Annotated in this window: 19 protein-coding genes; 13 read left to right on the top strand and 6 right to left on the bottom strand. The window is 44.8% G+C overall.

Annotated features, from left to right (window positions below; translation table 11 throughout):
* The 6 genes from SD449_RS13415 (at nucleotide 1) to SD449_RS13390 (ending at nucleotide 11,681) form a co-directional block, all read left to right on the top strand.
* Nucleotides 1-2,982 carry a DNA polymerase III subunit alpha gene (locus tag SD449_RS13415; RefSeq protein WP_318311268.1) on the top strand — a complete coding sequence of 994 codons (2,982 nt, stop codon included), beginning with the start codon at nucleotides 1-3 and terminating at the stop codon, nucleotides 2,980-2,982.
* A 246-nt stretch (nucleotides 2,983-3,228) separates the two neighbouring features.
* Nucleotides 3,229-3,537, top strand: a complete 309-nt coding sequence (locus SD449_RS13410) for a DUF6660 family protein (protein ID WP_081894468.1) — start codon at nucleotides 3,229-3,231, stop codon at nucleotides 3,535-3,537.
* Nucleotides 3,538-3,661: 124 nt separating this feature from the next.
* Nucleotides 3,662-8,035, top strand: a complete 4,374-nt coding sequence (locus SD449_RS13405; RefSeq protein ID WP_318311267.1) for a CusA/CzcA family heavy metal efflux RND transporter — start codon at nucleotides 3,662-3,664, stop codon at nucleotides 8,033-8,035.
* Between the two features lie 4 nt (nucleotides 8,036-8,039).
* Complete coding sequence (locus SD449_RS13400) at nucleotides 8,040-9,239, top strand: efflux RND transporter periplasmic adaptor subunit (RefSeq protein ID WP_318311265.1); 1,200 nt, start codon at nucleotides 8,040-8,042, stop codon at nucleotides 9,237-9,239.
* Nucleotides 9,240-9,254: 15 nt separating this feature from the next.
* Complete coding sequence (locus tag SD449_RS13395) at nucleotides 9,255-9,671, top strand: Fur family transcriptional regulator (protein ID WP_067036187.1); 417 nt, start codon at nucleotides 9,255-9,257, stop codon at nucleotides 9,669-9,671.
* Nucleotides 9,672-9,713: 42 nt separating this feature from the next.
* On the top strand, nucleotides 9,714-11,681 hold the full coding sequence (locus SD449_RS13390) for a heavy metal translocating P-type ATPase (protein ID WP_119646828.1): 1,968 nt from the start codon (nucleotides 9,714-9,716) through the stop codon (nucleotides 11,679-11,681).
* 311 nt (nucleotides 11,682-11,992) lie between these two features.
* Here SD449_RS13390 and SD449_RS13385 read toward each other — a convergent pair whose 3' ends face one another.
* The gene (locus tag SD449_RS13385; protein ID WP_036379050.1) at nucleotides 11,993-12,328 is read right to left on the bottom strand and encodes a hypothetical protein; all 336 of its coding nucleotides are present in this window, start codon (nucleotides 12,326-12,328) and stop codon (nucleotides 11,993-11,995) included.
* A 237-nt stretch (nucleotides 12,329-12,565) separates the two neighbouring features.
* On the opposite strand from SD449_RS13385, the gene SD449_RS13380 reads away from it, so the two are divergent.
* The 7 genes from SD449_RS13380 (at nucleotide 12,566) to SD449_RS13350 (ending at nucleotide 17,944) form a co-directional block, all read left to right on the top strand.
* On the top strand, nucleotides 12,566-12,919 hold the full coding sequence (locus SD449_RS13380; protein ID WP_036385938.1) for a single-stranded DNA-binding protein: 354 nt from the start codon (nucleotides 12,566-12,568) through the stop codon (nucleotides 12,917-12,919).
* 62 nt (nucleotides 12,920-12,981) lie between these two features.
* On the top strand, nucleotides 12,982-13,431 hold the full coding sequence (locus SD449_RS13375) for a JAB domain-containing protein (RefSeq protein WP_119618872.1): 450 nt from the start codon (nucleotides 12,982-12,984) through the stop codon (nucleotides 13,429-13,431).
* Nucleotides 13,432-13,581: 150 nt separating this feature from the next.
* Complete coding sequence (locus SD449_RS13370) at nucleotides 13,582-13,779, top strand: hypothetical protein (RefSeq protein WP_090294768.1); 198 nt, start codon at nucleotides 13,582-13,584, stop codon at nucleotides 13,777-13,779.
* 306 nt (nucleotides 13,780-14,085) lie between these two features.
* Complete coding sequence (locus SD449_RS13365) at nucleotides 14,086-14,265, top strand: hypothetical protein (RefSeq protein WP_067036202.1); 180 nt, start codon at nucleotides 14,086-14,088, stop codon at nucleotides 14,263-14,265.
* A 471-nt stretch (nucleotides 14,266-14,736) separates the two neighbouring features.
* Nucleotides 14,737-15,324, top strand: a complete 588-nt coding sequence (locus tag SD449_RS13360; protein WP_318311260.1) for a BfmA/BtgA family mobilization protein — start codon at nucleotides 14,737-14,739, stop codon at nucleotides 15,322-15,324.
* 2 nt (nucleotides 15,325-15,326) lie between these two features.
* On the top strand, nucleotides 15,327-16,346 hold the full coding sequence (gene mobB / locus SD449_RS13355; RefSeq protein WP_318311258.1) for a MobB family relaxase: 1,020 nt from the start codon (nucleotides 15,327-15,329) through the stop codon (nucleotides 16,344-16,346).
* 11 nt (nucleotides 16,347-16,357) lie between these two features.
* The gene (locus tag SD449_RS13350) at nucleotides 16,358-17,944 is read left to right on the top strand and encodes a type IV secretory system conjugative DNA transfer family protein (protein WP_318311256.1); all 1,587 of its coding nucleotides are present in this window, start codon (nucleotides 16,358-16,360) and stop codon (nucleotides 17,942-17,944) included.
* Between the two features lie 159 nt (nucleotides 17,945-18,103).
* On the opposite strand, the gene SD449_RS13345 is transcribed toward SD449_RS13350, so the two are convergent.
* The 5 genes from SD449_RS13345 to SD449_RS13325 all read right to left on the bottom strand — a co-directional run bounded on the left by SD449_RS13345 (nucleotide 18,104) and on the right by SD449_RS13325 (nucleotide 21,544).
* Entirely contained in the window at nucleotides 18,104-18,952 is an 849-nt protein-coding gene (locus tag SD449_RS13345) for a restriction endonuclease (RefSeq protein WP_318311255.1), read from the bottom strand.
* Nucleotides 18,953-19,199: 247 nt separating this feature from the next.
* Nucleotides 19,200-19,700 (bottom strand): hypothetical protein, encoded by a 501-nt coding sequence (locus SD449_RS13340; protein ID WP_318311254.1) that lies wholly within the window; start codon nucleotides 19,698-19,700, stop codon nucleotides 19,200-19,202.
* Nucleotides 19,700-19,945, bottom strand: a complete 246-nt coding sequence (locus SD449_RS13335) for a hypothetical protein (protein ID WP_318311252.1) — start codon at nucleotides 19,943-19,945, stop codon at nucleotides 19,700-19,702. The genes SD449_RS13340 and SD449_RS13335 overlap by 1 nt, the downstream gene beginning before the upstream one ends.
* A gap of 170 nt (nucleotides 19,946-20,115) precedes the next feature.
* Entirely contained in the window at nucleotides 20,116-20,889 is a 774-nt protein-coding gene (locus tag SD449_RS13330; RefSeq protein WP_318311250.1) for a hypothetical protein, read from the bottom strand.
* A gap of 97 nt (nucleotides 20,890-20,986) precedes the next feature.
* Nucleotides 20,987-21,544 carry a hypothetical protein gene (locus SD449_RS13325; RefSeq protein WP_318311248.1) on the bottom strand — a complete coding sequence of 186 codons (558 nt, stop codon included), beginning with the start codon at nucleotides 21,542-21,544 and terminating at the stop codon, nucleotides 20,987-20,989.
* Nucleotides 21,545-21,607: the final 63 nt, after the last annotated feature.

The following is a 21,607-nucleotide window of genomic DNA, read 5'->3' as shown; positions in this document are numbered from 1 at the left end:
ATGTACTTGAACTGCCATACCTATTATTCCTTGAACTACGGGGTGCTTTCCGAAACGGAGCTCTTGGAGTTGGCCTGTTCCCATGGGGTGGAAACCTTGGCCCTGACCGATATCAACAACAGTTCGGCAGGGATGAACTTTGTGCGACTGGCCCATGAGCAGGGAATACGTCCCATTCTGGGCATCGATTTTCGGAACGGTAACGTACAGGAGTTTGTGGGCCTGGCACAAAACAATGAGGGGTTTCGGGAAATCAATGCCTTTCTTTCTGAACATTTGCATAAGGGAACATCCATTCCCTCCGTGGCTCCAATATTTGAACATGTCCATGTCATCTATCCTTTCGAGAAGATACAGGAAGAGGAACGAACGGACTTCCGGGCTTATGAGTACATTGGGGTATCCGTGGAAGAGCTCCGGAAATTACGGTTCTCCAAGTATCGGGATTATACCGACAGATTGGTGTTGTTACAGCCCGTGAGCTTTCGTAGCAAAAAGGATTTCAATACCCATCGGTTACTTCGGGCCATAGGCTTGAACACACTATTGAGCAAACTCCCCCAGTCTGAGGAGGCCAGACCCACCGATACCCTTCGGCCCATGGAGGAATTGAAAAGGGCTTTGGCCGATGTTCCCCATATTTTGGAGAACACACAGCGGCTAATGGACTCCTGTACAATTGCCTTTGGGTTTGGAAGTGAACGGGTTTCCCAAAACCAGTCCCGTTTTTTAGCATCCAAGGCCATGGATGTGGAACGATTGCGGGAACTGGCCTTGGAAGGACTGCCCCGACGCTATGCCCATCCGACCAAAAAGGTCAGGGAACGTATGTTCCGAGAACTGCGTACCATCCAGGAGCTGGATTTTGTGTCCTACTTTTTGATCAACCATGATATCGTCTCATATGCCAAGTCCAAGGGTTATCCCTATGTGGGTAGGGGAAGTGGGGCCAACAGTCTGGTGGCCTACCTTATTGGGATCACCGATGTGGATCCCATTGAACTGGACCTCTATTTCGAACGGTTCATCAATCCCTTTCGAGCCTCGCCCCCGGATTTTGACATTGATTTCTCCACTTGGGACCGGGATGATGTCACGGCCTATATCTTCAAGCGTTTCGGACATGTGGCCCTATTGGGCACCTATAACACCTTTAAGTACCGGGCTGCCGTTCGGGAACTGGGCAAGGTGTTCGGCCTGCCCACCGAGGAAATCGATAAGCTTAGTTCGGGTCGGTACGAGCAGGGAGCCTTGGACGAACTGGCCCGATTGGTGCTCAAATACGCCACCTATATCCATGGGATGCCCAATTACATCAGTGTGCATTCCTCGGGCATCCTGATCCTGGACCGTTCTGAGCATTATTATTCGGCCACGACACTACCACCCAAAGGGTTCCCGACGGTACAGTTCGATATGGTCATTGCCGAGGATGTGGGCCTGTTCAAGTTTGATATTCTAGGGCAACGGGGATTGGCCAAGATCAAGGAGGCAGTGGAAGTCATCAAGTGCAACCAACCGGATGCCGTGCTTTGGGACATCAAGAGCGTGGAGGCGATGAAGCAGGATGTCAACATCAACCGACTGTTGAGCCAAGGGAGGGCCATTGGGGCCTATTATGTGGAATCCCCGGCCATGCGGGGTCTGATGAAGAAATTGCGGACCCATGACTATTTGGGACTGGTGGCGGCCAGCTCCGTGATCCGTCCCGGGGTGTCCTCCTCTGGAATGAAGGATGAATACATCCGAAGGGAACGTGAACCGGAACGACGCAAGGAAGCCAATCCCATCCTGTTGGAAATCATGCCGGAGACCCATGGCATCATGGTCTATCAGGAGGATGTGCTCAAAGTGGCACACCTCTTTGCAGGATTGGACCTTGGGGAAGCCGATGTCCTGAGACGGGGGATGAGCGGAAAATTCCGTTCCCGGGAAGAGTTCCAGGCGGTCAGGTTGAAGTTTTTTGAAAACTGCAAGCAAAGGGGTCACGATGCTGCCCTGACCCAAATGGTCTGGGAACAGATCGAGAGTTTTGCGGGCTATGCCTTTGCCAAGGGACATTCGGCTTCCTATGCCGTGGAGAGCTACCAGAGCCTATATCTGAAATGCTACTTCCCTCTGGAGTTTATGGTGGCTGTGCTCAACAATGGGGGAGGGTTCTATGATACGGAACTCTATGTCCATGAGGCTAAAATGTGGGGAGGAATTATCCATCCGCCCTGTATCAACCGCAGTGACCATGTCAATGCTATCTATGGGAAACACATCTATTTGGGACTGGGACAACTTCGGAGTTTGGAACGTTTGGTCATCCAACGCATTTTGAACGAAAGGCAGCTCCACGGCAAATTCAGGGATTTTGATGATTTTATCGACCGTATCCCCATTGCCCTTGAACAGTTGACCATCTTGGTGCGTATCGATGCCTTTCGTGTCTTTGACGTGCCCAAGAAACAACTGCTTTGGCAGGCCGTGTTCAAGACCAAGGCCCATCGAAAGGAAACTGTCCAGAAACAGCTGTTTAAACCCAATCACAGGCATTTTACATTGCCGAATTTACCTTCCCATCCCAATGAGGATGCCTATGACCAAATGGAACTCTTGGGCTTTCCGTTATGTGGATATTACGAACTCATGGATGGCAAGGTAAGGAGCCGATTGACCGCCAGTGATTTTGGGGCCCAAGTCAATCAAAAGATTTGGATCTATGGTTCCCTGGTACATACCCGTTTGAACACCACGTCCAAAGGGGACACCATGCGCTTTACCACCATGCTCGATCTGGAAGGCCACTTTTTTGATTGTGTACACTTCCCCCAAACGATGGCATCCACTCCCATTCACGGAAAGGGCATCTATTTATGCCACGGAACTGTGACCGAGGAGTTCGGACATTTCAGTCTGGAGGTGGTTACGACCGTCAAACAACCCTTGAAACCTGACCCGAGACAAGTGGGATCGGGAGCGCTATTGGCCAAATAAAAGCGAGTAAGGACGTATTCCGATCAATACTGCGCAAAGATAAACCCGGAAAATATTTCTCGGGAAAGGGACGGCATAAGGCCGTTGCCGATGTCACTTTTTTCATACTCTAGTAATGACCTGATATTTTAGGGGGAAAACTCCAATAATGAAGTTTGGAACTACTTTTTATTGGTCCAAAAAGAGTTCCTTTTAAGAACCATTCTTTGCAATAGAGTTGCACTTGGATTTTTTTATCTTTGCCCCGTGAAATTTTTGACAATCATATTAACAATATACTTCTTGGCGCTCAACGTGGTGCCTTGTAGTGATTCAGGGAATGCCTCTGACGATTGCCAAACTGTTTCGGTAGTCGATTCTGACGGCGACCAAGGTGACGATTGTGAACTTTGCTCGCCTTTCTGTCAATGTCATTGTTGCCACGTTCACACCATAGATTTTGGGCTTGTCGCATTTGAACCGTACCAGCCAGAAATCCCAGACGAATTCTTTGCCCATTTTGATGACCTCGGCAAGGATATTCCACCTTCTCTTTTACAGCCCCCTCGGGCATGATCCAGTTTTTATAGGATAAAACTATCCTGTTTTGACGTGACTTTTTCATGGTTACGTCAATATCGTGCGTTGCTTTTCATCAATGCGCCCAGTAAGAATATAAACTGAATCAATACCCTTGTCCATGATCAACAGAATCATTGATTTTTCAATCAATAACAAATTTATTATAGGTCTGCTGACCCTCGCATTGATTGGTGCGGGCGTTTATAGCATGACCCAAGTTCCCATCGATGCCGTACCGGATATCACCAATAATCAAGTACAGGTCATTACCCAATCACCCAACCTGGGAACGGAGGATATAGAACAATTTGTAACCTATCCCGTGGAAGTTGCGATGAGCAACCTACCCAATGTCAAGGAAATCCGCTCTGTTTCCCGTTTTGGGCTTTCTGTGGTGACCATTGTATTTGACGATGAGGTGGGCACTTATTTGCCCAGACAACTTGTAGCCGAAAAACTGCCCGAGGTTCAGGAACAGATCCCTTCTGGCTTTGGCAAACCCGTTATGGGGCCAATTTCAACGGGATTGGGTGAAATCTACCAATATACCCTTGAAGTAGATGATGAACATCAAGGTGAATATTCGGCAACGGAACTGCGAACGATGCAGGACTGGATTGTACGGAGACAGATGGCCATGGTACCCGGCGTGGTCGAGGTAAACGCCTTTGGCGGAAACAAAAAGCAATACGAAGTGGCGGTTGACCCGGACGAACTTCGCGCCATTGGTATTACCATTACAGAAGTGTTCTCGGCCCTTGAAAACAACAACCAGAATACAGGTGGGGCCTACATCGAGCGTAACCACCAAGCCAACTTCATTCGTGGTGAAGGGCTGGCCAGGACCATATCGGATATTGAAAACATGGTGGTCAAGGCCGTTAATGGCATTCCCATCAAAGTGAAGGATATAGGTAAGGTAAGCATGGGAAGTGCGGTACGCTATGGTGCGCTTACCAAAGATGGAAAGGGCGAAGCCGTGGGCGGAATGATCTTGATGCTCAAAGGGGCAAATTCCAACGAGGTGATCGAGAACGTGACCCGACGTGTGGAACAGATACAACGGTCCCTTCCTGAAGGGGTGTCCATCAAACCTTTCCTTGACCGTAGCGAATTGATCGCCGAGACAACAGGCACGGTAACGGGGAACCTTTTGGAAGGTGGGCTTATCGTGATCTTCGTGTTGGTCTTGTTATTGGGAAATTGGCGTGGCGGACTCATTGTGGCTTCGACCATACCCTTATCCCTATTGTTTGCCTTTATTCTGATGAATGTTTTTGACGTATGGGCAAACTTGATGAGCTTGGGGGCAATCGATTTTGGAATCATTGTGGATGGTGCGGTGATCATCGTAGAGGGCACCGTTTTTTTAATGTACTCCTATGTGGTCAAAAAGAATGGCGTTAGTGCAGAAACACGGGATGACATCGCCGCCAAGGCCTCCAAAAAAATGATGAACGCCGCTTTCTTTGGCCAGCTGATCATTCTGATCGTGTTCCTGCCCATTTTGGCCTTGGAGGGTGTCGAAGGGAAAATGTTCCGGCCCATGGCCCTTACCTTCATTTTCGCCATGATCGGGGCCATGCTATTGTGTCTTACCTATGTGCCCATGGTTTCGGCATTGTTCCTACGGCCGCCAAAATCCAAAAAACAATCCTATGGCGATAGGTTCGTGCATTGGATTGAGCAGAAATATGAACCGTTGTTGACCAAATCACTTTCCAAGGCCAAAGTGGTCGTAAGCATTGCCATTGCCATTTTTGCCATTGCCATTTTCGTCTTTACGAGAATGGGCGGTGAGTTTATCCCGCAATTGGACGAAGGTGATATTGCCTTTCACGCGATCTTGAAACCCGGCAGTTCCCTGTCGGAAACCATCGAAACCACGACAAAGATTGAACGTATCGTGAAGGCCGAATTTCCCGAAGCGGAAACCGTTCTCAGCCGTATCGGTGTCGCCGATGTACCAACGGACCCGATGCCCATGGATATCGCCGATGTCTTCGTTATCCTCAAACCAACGGGTGAATGGACATCTGCAGAAAGCAAGGATGAATTGGTGGAAAAAATGAAGGAGGCCATCAGTATCGTTCCCGGTGTGAATTTTGAGTTTACCCAACCTATAGAAATGCGCTTCAACGAATTGCTTACGGGTGTTCGTGAGGATGTGGCCATTAAATTGTTCGGGGAAGACCTCGGCATATTGGCAAGCAAGGCCGAGGAAATGGGGGAAATCATTGCCACCGTTCCCGGTGTGGCAGATATGAAAGTTGAGGCCACGGACGGCCTGCCACAAATCACCATTGACTATAACCGCAATAAATTGGCACAGTACGGTCTAAAGATCGAACAGCTCAATAAAGTGGTACAGGCCGCCTTTGCAGGAGGAAAGGCGGGCGTAATCTTCGAGGGTGAAAAACGGTTTGACCTGGTCGTAAGACTTCAAAAGGAAAACCGGCAAGGCATCGAGGACATCCAGAACCTGTTCATCAACCTGCCCAATGGTTCGCAAATCCCATTACGGGAAATTGCCGAGGTAAGTTATGAACCCGGCCCGATGCAGATAAGCCGTGACAATACCAATAGGCGGACCTATGTGGGCATCAATATTCGCGACCGTGATGTAAAATCCGTTGTAGAGGATATCCAAGAAAAATTGGATGCCCAGTTTGACCTGCCCACAGGATATTACATTCGGTATGGTGGTGCTTTCGAAAATCTGGAACGCGCCAGCAATAGATTGCAAACTGTTGTCCCTATTGCCTTGTTCCTGATTTTCATATTGATTTATTTTGCGCTAAAGTCCTTTCCACAGACCTTGATGATCTACCTCGCCATTCCGATGGCCACTATTGGCGGTGTGTTCGCCCTCTGGTTAAGGGATATGCCCTTTAGTATTTCCGCGGGGGTCGGCTTTATCGTGCTTTTTGGCGTGGCCGTTCTGAACGGACTCGTCATGATAAGTGGTCTCAATGAACTGAAGGAAGAAGGCGTGACCAATCTTAAAGGTAGAATTATAGAAGGCACCAAAAGACGGATTCGTCCCATTATGCTCACGGCCTTTACGGATATTTTAGGGTTTCTTCCCATGGCCGTTTCGGCTTCGGCCGGGGCAGAGGTACAGCGACCTTTGGCCACCGTGGTCATTGGTGGCTTGATAACTTCGACCCTCTTGACCCTCTTTATCCTACCCATCTTTTACCAATGGGTCGAGGGACGTTCGGAACGGATGAGGAAACCCGACCCGAAATGGGTTACCCCTGTGGTCATGGTCCTTCTTTTGTTCGCCACCGCACTGCCTGCCAAAATGCATGCGCAAGAAGGTTTTGAAAATGCACGGCAGATCCAGCCTAATGATTCACTGCCCGCTATTTCATTGGAAGAGGCGGTGGAAGTTTCCAGGAAAAACTACCCGCTGTTGAAAGCGAAACAATGGGAGGTCCAAAAACAAACCGCCTTAAAAGGTATGGCTTACGAACTTGGCAATACCCAAGTCTTCACAGGTGGCGAAGAAATTGCGGACGGACAAGGAATTTATACCTTGGTTGGGGTTGGACAACAGAATATCGACCTGTTGGGCATCAGTGCAAAAAGGCGTTTGCAGAGACAACGCATCGCTTTGGCCGAGACAGCTCTTGACCTTTCCGAACTGCAAGTGGAACAGGAGGTCAAAAAGGCTTGGTCAGAAGCCTATCGACAACGACAGAAATTTGAACTGTACCGTGAACTGGATTCCATTTATTCACAGTTTAAAAGAGCAATAGAACTCAACTTCAAGGTAGAGGCCATTTCCCGGCTGGAATATTCATCGGCCACAAATCAGGCCTTACAAATCAACAATCAACTGCAACAGGCCGAAAGTGATTATGCCATTGCCCTGCAAAAGCTCAATCTTTGGTTGGTTTCGGACATCTACTATTCCGTTCCAGAAAAACTTGATGAAAGTGCGGTAACGGTTTTGGGATGGGAAGGGGATTTGGGAAAACACCCAGAGCTGGAACTTTCACAAAGGCGCATCGAGGAGGCCGAGGCGACATACGATGCAGCACGGGCTGACTTGCTGCCTAAGTTCAACCTTCAGGGCGGACTGCAACAGGTCAATGGTGATAGCGGGTTCTACACCTATCAAGCCGGCATTTCGGTTCCTTTGTTTTCAGGTGGACAGCGTAGTCAAGCCAAGGCCGCCAAAATTGAAAGTGAAATCGCAAAGACCAATGCGGATTATACCAAACGCCAGCTGCAATCCGAATATCGGCAGGCGGTGCAAGCCTATCAGAAATGGAGCGCATCGTGGCAATTTTATAGGGACAAGGCCTTGCCGCTTGCCCAAGAGCAGCGCAGGGGAGCATTGTTGGCCTACGCGGAGGGTGCGGTGGACTATGCAGCGTTCACACAGATTATTCGGGATGCCATAAACACGGAAACGGATGCACTTGACGCTCTTGACAACTATCTAGAATCAGTATTTGAATTACAATATTTTAAACAATAGACAAATGAACAATCTTTTTAAATATAGCGTTATCGGGCTCGTGACGATGCTCTTGGTTCTTACTTCCTGTGGGAATTCCAAAGCCGATACTGAGGAAGCAAAGCAAAAAAATCCTGAAGTGGGTGAAATGCACAAAGAAGGTGAAGTCAAGGAAGCCATGCTAACGGAAACGCAATTCCGCAACCTTAACATGAAAATCGATACCGTTGCCCCACGTGTTATGAAGCAATATGTGGAGGCCAATGGCCAACTGGAGGTCCCACCACAGAACGAAGCGACCATTACTACGGTCGTGGGTGCCAATGTGGTGTCCATAGAGGTCATTGAAGGCGACAAAGTAAAAAAGGGACAAACGGTCGCCTATTTGTCCCACCCCAATATCATCCAGAAACAGACCGATTACCTGAACGCCTACAGTAACAGCCAGTTTCTGAAAAAGGAATTTGAAAGACAAAAAACCCTGTATGATGCCGGGGTGGGCAGCGGGGCCAACTTTCAAAAGGCCGAAGCGGAATACCGGGCCTCCCAAAGCCTGGCAAAGGGATTGGAAGCACAGTTGCAACAATTGAACATTGGTGCGTCCGGGGTGAGAAACGGTACGATTTACCAACGGGTGGCATTGCGAAGTCCCATTGAGGGATTTGTCCAAAACGTAGCGGTCAAAACCGGACAGTACGTAGAACCGCAGACCGACCTATTTGAAATCGTTGACACCCATCACGTCCATGCCGATTTAATGGTGTTTGAAAAGGATGTGTACAAAGTAAAGGTAGGGCAGCAAGTATCCTTCAATGTACAATCCATTCCCGGAAAGGAACTTACTGCGAAAATTTATTCCGTAGGGAAAACTTTCGAGCAAAATCCCAAAGCGATACACGTCCATGCTGAAATCGAGAACAAGGAAGGGCAGCTGATTCCAGGGATGTATGTTGAAGGACGGATTGAAATCCAAAAATCCGAGACCGTTGCGGTGCCTGAAAGTGCAATAAGTTCGAACGAGGGAAAGAAGTATATTTTTAAAGCGGAGCGTGAAGGCAATGACTGGAGCTTCAAACCTGTCGAAATTAACACAGGCCCAAATGACGGGGATTGGGTCGCCATCGATTTTGTAGATTCCGTTGGGCCAAATACTACATTTGCATACAACAATGCCTACTATTTAATGGCCCAAATGAAAAAAGGGGATGCGGGACATAGCCATTGATAAAATTACAATATGATGACAGAAATTGAAAAAACATTGGAAAACAAAGGTGTACGCCCAACGGCGATGCGTATTTTGATCTATAAATATTTGGCTGAAAAGGAAGTGGCCATTGCCCTGACCGATATGGAGAACGCTTTCTCAAAAGCGGACAGAACCACATTGTACCGGACCCTGAAGACCTTTGAGGAAAAACGCATTGTGCACCAAATAGATGATGGCACCAATATTTCAAAGTATGCCCTGTGCGAACCAGGTTGCAATTGTGAAATGGAACAAGATCTGCACTTGCACTTTCATTGCGATAACTGTGATGAAACGGTCTGTCTCACTGAGCATAAGATTCCCCATATCAATCTACCTGATGGGTATGTGGCAGAAAATGCCAATTTGGTCATTAAGGGAATCTGCGACAAATGCAGCGGGCAATAATTGCACTTCCGTTGCATGAAACAAATAACGACCTTACCGTCTATGAAAAAGAAAAAAGTAAAACTACGTGATCTTGGTTCAAAGGAACGCCAGGGCGAACACGGACACGAAAGTGGCCATAACCATGACGGTCCTGAAGGTGTATCTAAATTCAAGACCTATTTACCGGCCATTTTCAGTTTTGTAATGCTTATCATCGGCATAGCAGTGGACTATTTTGATGCTTTTCCGTTTTTCAAGGGCTGGATAAGGATCGCATGGTACACCCTTGCCTATTTGCCTGTTGGTTTTCCTGTCATCAAAGAAGGTTGGAACAGTATAAAGCATGGTGATTTCTTTACTGAATTTTTCCTGATGTCCCTTGCCACTCTAGGAGCCTTTGCCATAGGCGAATACCCAGAGGGCGTGGCCGTAATGTTGTTTTACGCCGTGGGCGAACTGTTCCAAAATGCAGCAGTCAATCGGGCAAAGGGAAATATTAAGGCCCTTTTGGATGCGCGACCGGACGAAGCTTTGGTGCTTCGTAACGGGAATTTCGTTACCGTAAATCCCCAAACCGTCGAGATTGGCGAAAGGATACAAGTACGTGTGGGTGAGAAAATCCCCTTGGACGGCATTCTCTTATCCGAAAGAGCTTCCCTCAATACGGCGGCAATTACTGGCGAAAGTAAGCCCGATACGATAAATAGAGACGAAAAAGTCTATGCCGGAAGTATTAATCTCGAGGGTGTTATCGATGTAGAAACCTCCAAAGAATTCAAGGACAGTTCCATCACTCGAATCTTGGATATGGTACAAAACGCTACAGCCAGAAAATCAAAGACAGAACTGTTCATTAGAAGATTTGCAAGAATTTATACGCCCATTGTGGTTTTCCTTGCCATTGGATTAACGTTCTTGCCCTACTTTTTTCTAAATGACTATGTATTTAGGGATTGGCTCTATCGCGCATTAATATTCCTAGTGGTTTCCTGTCCCTGTGCCTTGGTCATTTCCATTCCGCTCGGCTATTTTGGTGGTCTGGGAGCGGCATCCCGAAATGGGATTCTTTTCAAAGGTGCATCTTTTTTGGAAGCAATCACCAAAGTGAACACGGTAGTGATGGACAAAACGGGAACCGTTACCAAAGGGGTTTTTAAAATCAAGGAGATCAAGACCGCGCAATTTGAGGAAGCCAAGTTTATGAAATACCTGATGGCCATGGAGGAACAATCTACCCATCCCATAGCAAAAGCAATTTTGGAATACAAAGCCGAAGGCACGGATATAAAGGCAACCGATGTATCGGAAGTTGCAGGAAAGGGATTAAGGGGAACGGTCAATGGGAAAACAGTGCTGGTGGGCAATAAAGCCCTAATGGCCTCAAACAACATTGATGTACCTTCAGAAACCGATGATATTGTAGATTCTATTGTAATGTTGGCCATTGATGAAAAATTTGCAGGCTATGTTACCATTGCAGATGAACTCAAGGAAGATGCCCATCAAGCCATCCAACAAATCAGGGATGCCGGGATTTCGAAAATCATAATGCTTTCGGGTGACAAAGATTCCATAACGCAACAAGTCTCGAAAAAGTTGAACTTTGATTGGGCAAAGGGCGGCCTGTTGCCAGAAGATAAGCTCGGCGAAGTCGAAGAACTCAAAAAACAATCAGACACCAAAGTGGCCTTTATGGGCGATGGCATTAATGATGCGCCCGTTCTGGCCATCAGCGATGTGGGCATTGCCATGGGAGGCTTGGGTAGTGATGTGGCCATTGAAACAGCAGATGTCATCATTCAGACCGACCAACCGAGCAAGATGGCACGAGCCATTAAAATAGGACGCTCCACCCGAAAGATAGTTTGGCAAAATATTGGGCTCGCTTTTGGCGTGAAGGCATTTGTGCTCATCCTTGGAGCGGGAGGCCTAGCCACGATGTGGGAAGCAGTTTTTGCTGATGTGGGGGTTGCCTTATTGGCAATATTGAATGCTGTTCGACTTCAGCGGATGAAGTGGAACACTTAGTTTCAAAGAGGAACCATTTTTTGGGCTAACTTATATTTCAGCCGTTGTTGGCAGCCCCATGGTTCGCCAAGACCTTCAATAAAATTGTACATGAGAGGCTTCGCAGGTTGTGTCACCCAAACAACTGTCCGTGTATTGGAGGGGACTTCAGGAAGGTTAGGGGTCTGATTCTTCGAGAAACGGCGACAGGACTTATGAGACAATATGAAAGCTTCCGGGCATAAAAAACCGTATCCGAACAATTACGAAATGCTTATCACTGTAGATGAAAAATAATCCGGTCGTAGGGTAACTCCAATACGTTTGTTCCCTTATTGTCGTAATGTTTGATGAAACTTCATTTGGTCAAAACGGAAGCCGTCCAAACGGATCTTTGGTGCGCCCTTCCTTAGCAAACCCTTCTTGGGGCTTTGCCGGGAAAGGCCGCAAATCCGTCCGTCCGCCCAACAAATTTTAAGGGGTCCATAATAAAAGAAGCCCTCGTTGTTTTTCGGGGCATCGAAAAACAGGGCAGTGCCCAAGGACTTCCTATCAGGACACCATCGCCTGCACTCGCTTAACTTCCCGTACGCTCCCTTGCCAATGGGTCGGATGGAATTCCTAAGGCCCTTATCGAACCTGTCAAGGCCAAGGCAGGTTTTGTCCATAAATAGGGTTTCCACTTCCTTGAAAACCTTAAGGTTTTGCTACGTCGCGGAGCCTCCCGATTTCAGTCCAAAAGCCTTGACAGAACCCCCTTCTTTTATTGTGCTACGCACGTAAGAAGCAAACAAACGCCCCTTAAAATTTGGGAAACAATGACCAAAAAAATAGAGGGGAAATTTTTAACCCTGTTTGCTGATCTGTCCATACTGGAGGACGGCAGGCCTTTAAAACTTTTTATCATGAGTACATTGAGAAACAAAGTGCAACTTATTGGAAACGTGGGGCAAGACCCTACCATCACAGACCTTGACAAAGGCAAACGTGTGGCACGGTTCACCATGGCCACCAACGAACATTACAAGAACTCCGAAGGGGAACGGGTGACCAATACCGAATGGCACACCATCATCGCATGGGGGAAATTAGCGGACATCATCGAAGGCTTCGTGACCAAGGGCAAGGAAGTTGCCATCGAAGGGAAATTGACCTCCCGATCCTATGAGGACAAAGAGGGCAATAAAAAATATGTGACCGAAGTGGTGGCCAGTGAGATTCTGCTTTTGGGTGGTGGTGATAACAATACCACCGAATAGAATGGATAGGGGGTGTCCAACTTTTGGGCATCCCTTTCTTTTTCATCCTTAACACATTTGAAATGGAACACCGTGTCAATGAAATACAGATCAGTTATCGGGAAAAACTCAGCACGCTGAAATCCCTGTCCGTGACGAACTCCAATGAGGTGGCGAATCTATTGTTCCAAAATTGGGACAACAAGACCATAGGCCTGCACGAGACCTTTAAGATCGTGCTGCTCAACCAGTCCAACAAGGTAAAGGGCATTTATCCACTATCCCATGGGGGCATCACAGGTACCTTGGTAGATCTGCGCATCCTTTTTGCCATTACCCTAAAGACCCTTTCCGTGGGGATCATCCTCGCCCATAACCATCCTTCTGGACAACTCAAGGCCAGTTATCAGGATAAACAATTGACCCAAAAGATCAAAGAGGCGGCACAGCTTTTTGATGTCAAGGTTTTGGACCATATCATCCTTGCGCCTGATGGTAGGTATTACAGTTTTGCTGATAATGGAATTCTTTAATCCAATGGTCATGGAAGCGAATACAGCGAATACAGAAATGATGGAATTTGAAAAATGGTTGGAAGAACAATATGACCCAAGGTATTACCCCGATGGGTTCGATCCAAGCCTATATGATCTGTGAGCAATGAACTATCAAAGTTTTGAATAATGGTCTATTTGAACTTTACCAACCTTGATAGCGAGACCCAGGAACGTTTGCTTTCCGTATCCAAAGAAGATGTGGAAAGCCGTTCCGGGACCGAATTGCTCCAATTTGCAGAAACGCATGATAAGGACTATGATACCCTCTTGGAAGAAGAGGCAATGCGAAATCTCTACAGTTATGATTTCGTATTCAATATGTGAATGCCAAAACACACCATCGAAGCCCATCCATCACGATGGGCTTTTTTTATGGGTTCATGGTTGGTTTTTAGGTGGGTCGAACACCCAAAAACCAATTTGGGAAATTCTTGTTTGCAAAGTATTGGGCAACCCCAAAGTATACCTATCCCTTATTTGACCGCAAGTTCGCCCTTCAAAAATGTTCCCATCAAAAGACTACGGCATAAACCGTTCGTACCTCACTCCTTATTCCGTTTCCTTTTGAGCTGAAATTTTTGGGAAGTGCGGGGATGCCCTCAAATAATTAATAATCTAAAATCATGTATTATGAAAGCAATTGTAAAAAAGTCATTGGAAATCCCTGCAAAGAAACATCCAAAGAAAAGCGTTGTCAAAAAGACAGCGGATGCCACGGTGGACAAAACCTACTCCCTGGTGGTCAATCTCTGGATATTTCGGTATGAGTATTACAGGGAACAGACCAATACTGTTCCATCGGAGGACTGACGGGAACAAGACCCTTGAAAAAGGGTCTTTTTTTTGGCGTTCCCGTGGAACTCCCGACGTTGTGGAAACCCAAAAATGGACGTTTCATATTTGCTGCGGGCAAATGATGCCATTTGCCCGCAGAACGCATTTTTGTGCCTGAAGGAATGTGGGTATATTTAAGATGCTACATCGTAGCAAAGTTTGCACGGCAACCCAACTTGATCTGACTTTCCAAAAGTCCGTGCTCCATAGGGTAAAATATGAAAAGGGACGGCTGTCTTTTTAAGATGGTTTGTGCGATGCTTTTTGGGCCTTTGGCGCAAAAAGGAGAAGCAAGAGGATAGCGTGCTGGCGCAGCGCTACCGATTAGGATTGCTCCGCAAGGCCCTGTTTATAGGGGGCTTGGACATTCTATAAAACTTGGGGCATTCGGTTTTTGTTGAAAAAATGGGCCTAGCCCAGTAGAACCAAGGAATTTTTGTTGAAAAAATGGATAAAGGATACGAAAAAGAGACGTTTGCGGGACTGAGGATCAAAATCTCGGTGGCCATGAAATTTCGGAGCTTTTCCAAACGGCAAGGAAAGTCCCATTCCATGACCTTGTTGGCCATGGTGGAGTTCTTTGACCATAATGGTATATCGCCCGATGAACGGATGCACGAGACCATTGCAAGCCTTAAATATTTGATCAAACGGCGATTCAATGCCATGGTGGCCATTATGCGCAGTATCGAAAAAGAGCAGACCCTGCCCACGGTCAGTATGATACAGGCCCTTTTTCAGCAGGAACTGGAATCCGAAGAGGGCGAGGAATGGGAAGGGAACTTTGAGTTTTTTGAAAAGCAACTGACCGAGATCAATGCCCCCACCAATCCTGAACTGTTGGACAAGGAGACCACGGTGCCCAAGATCGTGCATGAAAGACTAAAAGAGCAATTGGTGGAACTGAAGGAGGATTTTGCGCATGTTCTGGATCATGTGTCCGTGACCAAGAACCGCTTTGGAAAGGACCACCTAAAAGTGGACCTCAAACCCGGAGCCATTGAACAGTACCGCACCAAACTCAAAAATCTATAAGCATGTACATCGCCATCACAAGACAACACTTGGGAGATAACTATTACGGCAGTGCCAGTGATTTTGTCAAGTATCTCGAAAAGGAGAACGAAGGTAAGGCCCCCGAAGAACAAGAGCTTTTTTTCAACCAGACCGAAAATGATATCGATGCGCAAAGGGTCATTGCCGAGATCGATGCCAATACGGCCAAACTTTCGAAACGGGATCCCAAGTTCTATTCCATCATGGTCAGTCCATCCCAAGTGGAGCTCAACCATATCGGGAACGACCCTGAAAAGCTGAAAGAGTACACCCGGGAAATCATGAAGACCTATGCGGCCTCCTTTTATAGGGACAAAGAGGTGACGGTCAATGAGGTATTGTATTTCGCGAAACTGGAAAGGGAACGTACCTATTCCGAAAAGGACAAAAAGGTCAAGGAGAACCAAGCTTATGCCAGTAAGATTTTGGAACTGCAACATCAGATCAGGGCCATAAAAGAGGGTAGGGAGCAAGGGGACATGGACAAACTTCAGGAAAAAATCAAGGCTCTGGAAATGGAGGTACCCCATAAACAGAATGGGAAACGCATTGTTCCAGGCATGGCCAAGGAAGGCCACCAGAGCCATATCCATATCATCGTGAGCCGAAAGGATGTGACCAATTCCCATAGCCTCTCCCCAGGATCCAAGTTCCGGACCTCGGAAACTACCCTTAATGGGGAAAAGGTCAAACAGGGCTTTGATCGGGATAAATTTTATCGCGCCGCGGAAAAGACCTTTGACAAACAATTCGGGTACCGCAGGAACTTTGTGGAAACCTACCATGCCCGAAACCTTATGGACAAGGATCCCAAACAATTCTTTTCGGCCCTTCTGGGTTTGCCCTCCAATGAGAAACAGGCCGCCAAACAATTGTTGTTCAAGGCAGGGGTCAAGGTGCCGAGCATCCCCACGAACCAAGCTCAGTTGGCGTATAAGACCCTAATGCAACTCAAAAAAGGTATCGGAAAGGCCCTGGAGTCGGGATCGATTGGAATATAAATAATATAGATATGGAAAGTTTAGGATGGATCGGAATAGTATCTGGTATGGTGATCGGTGGAGGAATCTCGGTTGTGGTAAATCGATTTCTTAAATATGGGTTTGTGATATGGTTTTTGGGCATTGTTCTTTTGGCTCTGGCCAATGGTTTACTTTGGGGGTGGGATGAATTTATAAAGGGGTCATTGGTCCATTGGTTGCCGCTGTTTTTTGTCCATGTGGTGATCTATGGTTTGGTGGACCACTACAAAGACGATAAGAAACCTTCCAAAGTTTTTGAAGTGAAAATGAAGGTCAAGGGTAGGCCCTTGGTGCTGGGGAACATTCGGCGAGGCGTGTCGGTAATGGCCTCTGCGGGAAGCGGTAAGACGGAGAGTGTCATCTATAATTTTTTAAAGCATTTTCAAAAGGAGCATTTCTCCGGGGTCATCCACGATTACAAGGATTTTGAGATCACCGAAATGGCCTATCCCTTGTGGAATGGGGAGCAGATCCCCTTTAAGATTGTTTCTTTTGGGCCCATTTATAATAGGGTCAATCCCATCGCACCCCGATACTTGCGGGATGAGGAAAGTGTCCATGAGGTGTCAAGGGTACTATTGGAGAATTTGATGGAACATCGGGACTCAGATGAGAACAGTACTTCCCGTTTTTTTAAAGATGCTGCCGAAGGTTTGATCAGTGGATTGATTTGGCGGTTGAAAACAGATTATCCGCACTATTGCACTTTGCCCCATCTTATGGCCGTATTCCAACAATTGGCCACCAAGAGCTTGATTAAGTTTTTAAAAGGGAACATCACTTCGCGGGCCATGGCGGATGCCTTTATCAGTGGTATCGGGTCCGAACGGCAAACGGCAGGGGTGCTCAGTACCCTGGCCAATGGATTTAAAAAGATCAGTACCCGGAAGATTTTCATGGTGCTTTCCAAGGATGAGATTTCCTTGGATATTAATAATGAGCAGCACCCATCTGTTATAGCCTTGGTGAACAATCCCCAAAAGGATGCTTCCCTTTCCCCGGTGATTGCTACCATCATCCACACGATAACAAAGCAGATGAGCCAACGCAACCGTAAACCTTCCTTTATGTTGTTGGAAGAAGCCTCGACCCTACGGCTATTGAACATGCATCGAATACCGGCCACACTCAGGAGCTATGACATCGTTAGTGTTTATGTGCTGCAGGACAAAATTCAAAATGATATGATGTACGGGGAGAAGGCGAGCAAGGCAATCCTTTCCAATCTATCCTATCAGTTCTTTGGGAAAGTGAACGACCCGGACACGGCCAAGTATTATGAACGTTTCTTTGAATTGGTCAAGATACCGACACGCAGCGTGAGCAAGAGTTCGGGGCTGAATCTGGAACGACGGATCACAGAAGGGGAGAAGGAGGTGTCTAAACGAAGGGCCGAGGTGTTCTTTCGGTTGCGACAGGGGGAGTTTGTGGTGTTCGCCGATGGGAAGGACAGGAAGGTACAGTTTCAAAGGCCAGAAATTGAAAGGGGATTGCCAAAACCATTGGAGATTTCAGAATTGGAACTGGAGCAGCATTATCTAAAAGTGCATCATGATATTGGGATGATTTTTCAATGATCAAAATTGTTTTAATTTCTCTTGATGAAATCCAAGATAAAGCCCGGGCTAATTTCTATTGAAAAAATTGCAAAGTTTTGGTAAATCAGGTATTGATTCAGCTGGAGCAATTAATTGTTTTATTGCTCTAAGGTTTTGATTTTTTTTATCATTTAATCCTCAAGTGGAGGGTAGGTTCCATATCAACCCACTCTTCGAAAGAGCTAGTTTCCTTGTACTGAACAACTCTTTCATAATTAACCAAACCTGATCGGTCAATGAAAATGATCTTTTGGATTGACTATCAATTTTCATCAAAAATCCGGTGATTGCTATTTTTTCAACAGAAACCTCCTTGTCAGCCAATTTCAAGAAGAGTGGGGAGCTAACGGGATAAACTATAGTATCGGTTCTCAATAGTTTACCTCTGCGTTGCATTTCTTCCGAGAATTCCTTCAGATAATTGACAAAGGGTATTTTTCTTACTTCCAAATCGTACAATTCGGCATAGTACATTGCCATTATTTCCCTTTCACTAGCAATGATGGAGCTGCCCAAATCAATGCTCGTAACGTTCCCGCGTAAGACCTCAATATTGAAATGAATGTCCAAAGTGCCAATCTCCATCGTTTTTTGGAATTCTCCATCATTTTCCTCGGCTTCTCTTAGTTCAACAAGTTTTATACCTTCATGCTCAGCAAAGGTTTGTGAATCCGGGGTAAACCCTGCCTTACAAACAATTATTCCGCTAGTTATATCTGAATCCTCCATTATCTTGGAAAGCTTCATGACAACATCTTTATTGACCTTCCTATTCCAATATTTACATTCAATCGCGGTAAGTAATTGACCCTCGCAATTGGATTGTTCAGTTAGAACGTCTACTTGATGGTGCACACCCGATTTCCCTTTAACTTTAAATTTCCGTCCATAACCTATTACCTTAATCCCATACTGTGCCCCAAGGGCCGCATAGATGTATTTTGTGATGGCTTCATAGTGTTCCCAGTCTAGCTCGTTTTTGGCCATAGTTTTTGGATTGATGACAAAATTACCTAAAACACCTGCTGGTTAATTACTTGAGTAACATATCTTCCTATACATTTGTCCTGCAAGCCTCATCAATCAATCACGGTCATTTTTTTAGGCTTGTTGGTAACGGTCTCAGCTATGAGTAATAGTATGGTTTAGAGGTTAACTTTGGAAATACGCACCAAATATTTTCAGAAGTCTTCGGGAAAAAGTGGTTTCAACTAGCCAATTCTGGCAATGGTTTTTATTCATTTTTCCATTTATCATATATTTTAATGGTATTTCTGTATCTTGAACTAACTCCAAAGTTTTCTTTATATGAATCAACCGCATCAAAAATAGTATCTCGATACTCAGTTCTCCAATCTCTGTCAGATAGGTAGTCGTGTAAAATACAATACGAAAGTCGGTCGAGAGAATTCAAATAATTTTCTTTTGCGACATCGATTTTGTCTCTGTAAATTTCCAAAAGTTCTTTACTCAATTTTTTCTTTGAGTTTTCCACTTCAAGACTGTATTCTCTTAATTCAAAGTTTGTTTTGTCGAAATTTTCTTTCCGCTTGTTTAATTCGCTTTCTAGTTCAAGAACAGTCATTAAAGTGCTATTTTTTTGATTTTCTGATAGTCCTTTTAATTGTTTTTTGACTTGTTTAATTTGATGATAAGCAACCCACAAAACACCACCAGAAATTAGCATTGTCATAGAACTTGAAATAGCAGAAATCCAGTCAGTTGTTGAATCCATTAATTTTTAAGTTTAGCCATAAGTTTTTGTAAAATTATTTGAGCTTTACCTGCATTCGAATTGGTCATTCTGTGGTCTTGAGTTTTTGGAACAAAATCAAAATCATTTCCACCCATTTTGAAATATATCATAATTTCAGTAGGTGAAACTCCGTGACTTTTCAAAATTGGTACTATTTCGTCCAAAATACCATCGACTTCGGATTCCGTTTTTGCGTACTTAAGTTTTTCTAAATAATCTTTCATTTTTTCTTTTCAGATTGGTTGTCAAAATACGCCACATCGAGCTCGGCTATAATTGGTTGCGCGGGTTAGTGTGTAACTTTTGCAGGTACACACCAAACTGAGAATCCGCGAGGATTTTCAGAAATAAACTAGAGCAAGCAATTACTTACAGCCATCTTTATTGGCGGAAGTTATTTTTTTAAAAATCCATTTAATTTTAGTACTTCGTCTGGGTTGTCTTTAAAAAGTAGGAACAAAAAGTAAAACTTTAAATTCGCTTCTAGTGATATTCCCCACGTTTTATTTTCTTCTATTTTTTCCAACCTTTTTTTTGAGCCATCCTTATTAAATGATTCGACTTCCGCTGAAACTCCTCCGTGAACGTATGAAGATAGATTATTGTATTTTTCTAAAAAGTCAAATAGCATTGTATGAAGTATACCCTCTTCTTTTGTTTGATTTTCTGAATTGAATAGATATTTGATTACGTTTCTTACGTTACTAAATTGAGATGCCTTTTTATGGATATTGTCAATTTCCACTTGAGTTAAATCAGTAAATTCTTCTCCATATTTTGATAAGTATCCATTTATATTTTCCGCTTTCAAATCATCTTTTATCTTGTCGAGTTGGAAATAATAGTTTTCTCGCTTAATAATTTCAGATTTTAGATATTCGTCATAATATGCTTCTCCGATTGAATCGTCTTTTTCTGTTGATGTTTTATAATAAGCATAATATCCAATAAGATAATGCTCCAATAATGTTCTCAATAATACTTGTGAAGAATAGAAATTCTTATCAGTTTTTTCTAGAATTTTTCTCAGCGATTCAATCTGTATAACTTTTGAGTAAAGACATAACATTGACTTAGGAAAAGAATGATTTTCAATTAGTGTTTCAATTCCGTTTACGTGTTTCTCAAAAACTTGATTAATAAATTTAAACCTATCTTTTATATCCATTTTTAAAATTACCGCCAACGGGATCGGCTATGGCCAATAGGGCAGTAAGGGTCCGTCTGCGACGTAGCCAAAGCGTTTAATTTTGATAATTTAGGCCCTATTTGTTATTGCCAATGTCAGCAATTGTATTTTCCCTTAATTTATTATTCAGTACCTGAAACATTTCGTCAAACTCCTTTATTATTCCCACTAATTTAATTGAATAAAAAACAGGTTTTTCCGACTTATCGTTGTATTTCAAATCCAACGCGAACAGAACGGGTTCAAAGCTGCCTCTCAAGTTCATTGTTTGTCCATTCAGAAAAGAGTGTTTGTAAGCGTTGCTTACTTGGTTTAGTTTTTCAAGAAAATTTTTAAATAGACCATATTCCGCTAAATATTCAGTCTGGGTTTTTAAGTATTTTCCAATACAGTCAATTTTGATTTTTTTAGGGTACTTTCCATTAATCCGTTTGTAATTCAGCACGTATGACAAGCATATTAATTGGTCCGTACTTACTCGTAAATCATAGATAATTTGTTCAACTTTATGATAGTCATAACAATCGTCTAATTTTGGATAGACAATAGGGTTTTCATCGTAATAGTCAACATTTTTAAAGTCCTTATACAATTTTTCCAGTTCCAAATTGACCTTTGCTTGTAGATACCCCAAAAATTAGGGCAGTAAGTTTAATCATTAAATTTACTGAATATGACACGAAGAAAATTCACCCCG

The sequence above is a fragment of the Flagellimonas crocea genome (assembly GCF_033441595.1).
In the GTDB taxonomy this organism is placed as follows: Bacteria; Bacteroidota; Bacteroidia; order Flavobacteriales; family Flavobacteriaceae; genus Flagellimonas; species Flagellimonas crocea.
The sequence above is the reverse complement of the archived record's forward strand: the minus strand, read 5'-3'. Positions and strand labels throughout refer to the sequence as shown.

What these genes read in the sequence shown, in the direction of transcription:
- SD449_RS13385 (WP_036379050.1), bottom strand. Translation starts at nt 12,328, where the DNA reads ATGGACAAAACCTGCCTTGGCCTTGACAGGTTCGATAAGGGCCTTAGG.
- SD449_RS13390 (WP_119646828.1), top strand. Translation starts at nt 9,714, where the DNA reads ATGAAAAAGAAAAAAGTAAAACTACGTGATCTTGGTTCAAAGGAACGC.
- SD449_RS13360 (WP_318311260.1), top strand. Translation starts at nt 14,737, where the DNA reads ATGGATAAAGGATACGAAAAAGAGACGTTTGCGGGACTGAGGATCAAA.
- SD449_RS13370 (WP_090294768.1), top strand. Translation starts at nt 13,582, where the DNA reads ATGGTCTATTTGAACTTTACCAACCTTGATAGCGAGACCCAGGAACGT.
- SD449_RS13375 (WP_119618872.1), top strand. Translation starts at nt 12,982, where the DNA reads ATGGAACACCGTGTCAATGAAATACAGATCAGTTATCGGGAAAAACTC.
- SD449_RS13380 (WP_036385938.1), top strand. Translation starts at nt 12,566, where the DNA reads ATGAGTACATTGAGAAACAAAGTGCAACTTATTGGAAACGTGGGGCAA.
- mobB (WP_318311258.1), top strand. Translation starts at nt 15,327, where the DNA reads ATGTACATCGCCATCACAAGACAACACTTGGGAGATAACTATTACGGC.
- SD449_RS13415 (WP_318311268.1), top strand. Translation starts at nt 1, where the DNA reads ATGTACTTGAACTGCCATACCTATTATTCCTTGAACTACGGGGTGCTT.
- SD449_RS13345 (WP_318311255.1), bottom strand. Translation starts at nt 18,952, where the DNA reads ATGGCCAAAAACGAGCTAGACTGGGAACACTATGAAGCCATCACAAAA.
- SD449_RS13400 (WP_318311265.1), top strand. Translation starts at nt 8,040, where the DNA reads ATGAACAATCTTTTTAAATATAGCGTTATCGGGCTCGTGACGATGCTC.
- SD449_RS13350 (WP_318311256.1), top strand. Translation starts at nt 16,358, where the DNA reads ATGGAAAGTTTAGGATGGATCGGAATAGTATCTGGTATGGTGATCGGT.
- SD449_RS13330 (WP_318311250.1), bottom strand. Translation starts at nt 20,889, where the DNA reads ATGGATATAAAAGATAGGTTTAAATTTATTAATCAAGTTTTTGAGAAA.
- SD449_RS13365 (WP_067036202.1), top strand. Translation starts at nt 14,086, where the DNA reads ATGAAAGCAATTGTAAAAAAGTCATTGGAAATCCCTGCAAAGAAACAT.
- SD449_RS13340 (WP_318311254.1), bottom strand. Translation starts at nt 19,700, where the DNA reads ATGGATTCAACAACTGACTGGATTTCTGCTATTTCAAGTTCTATGACA.
- SD449_RS13335 (WP_318311252.1), bottom strand. Translation starts at nt 19,945, where the DNA reads ATGAAAGATTATTTAGAAAAACTTAAGTACGCAAAAACGGAATCCGAA.
- SD449_RS13395 (WP_067036187.1), top strand. Translation starts at nt 9,255, where the DNA reads ATGACAGAAATTGAAAAAACATTGGAAAACAAAGGTGTACGCCCAACG.
- SD449_RS13405 (WP_318311267.1), top strand. Translation starts at nt 3,662, where the DNA reads ATGATCAACAGAATCATTGATTTTTCAATCAATAACAAATTTATTATA.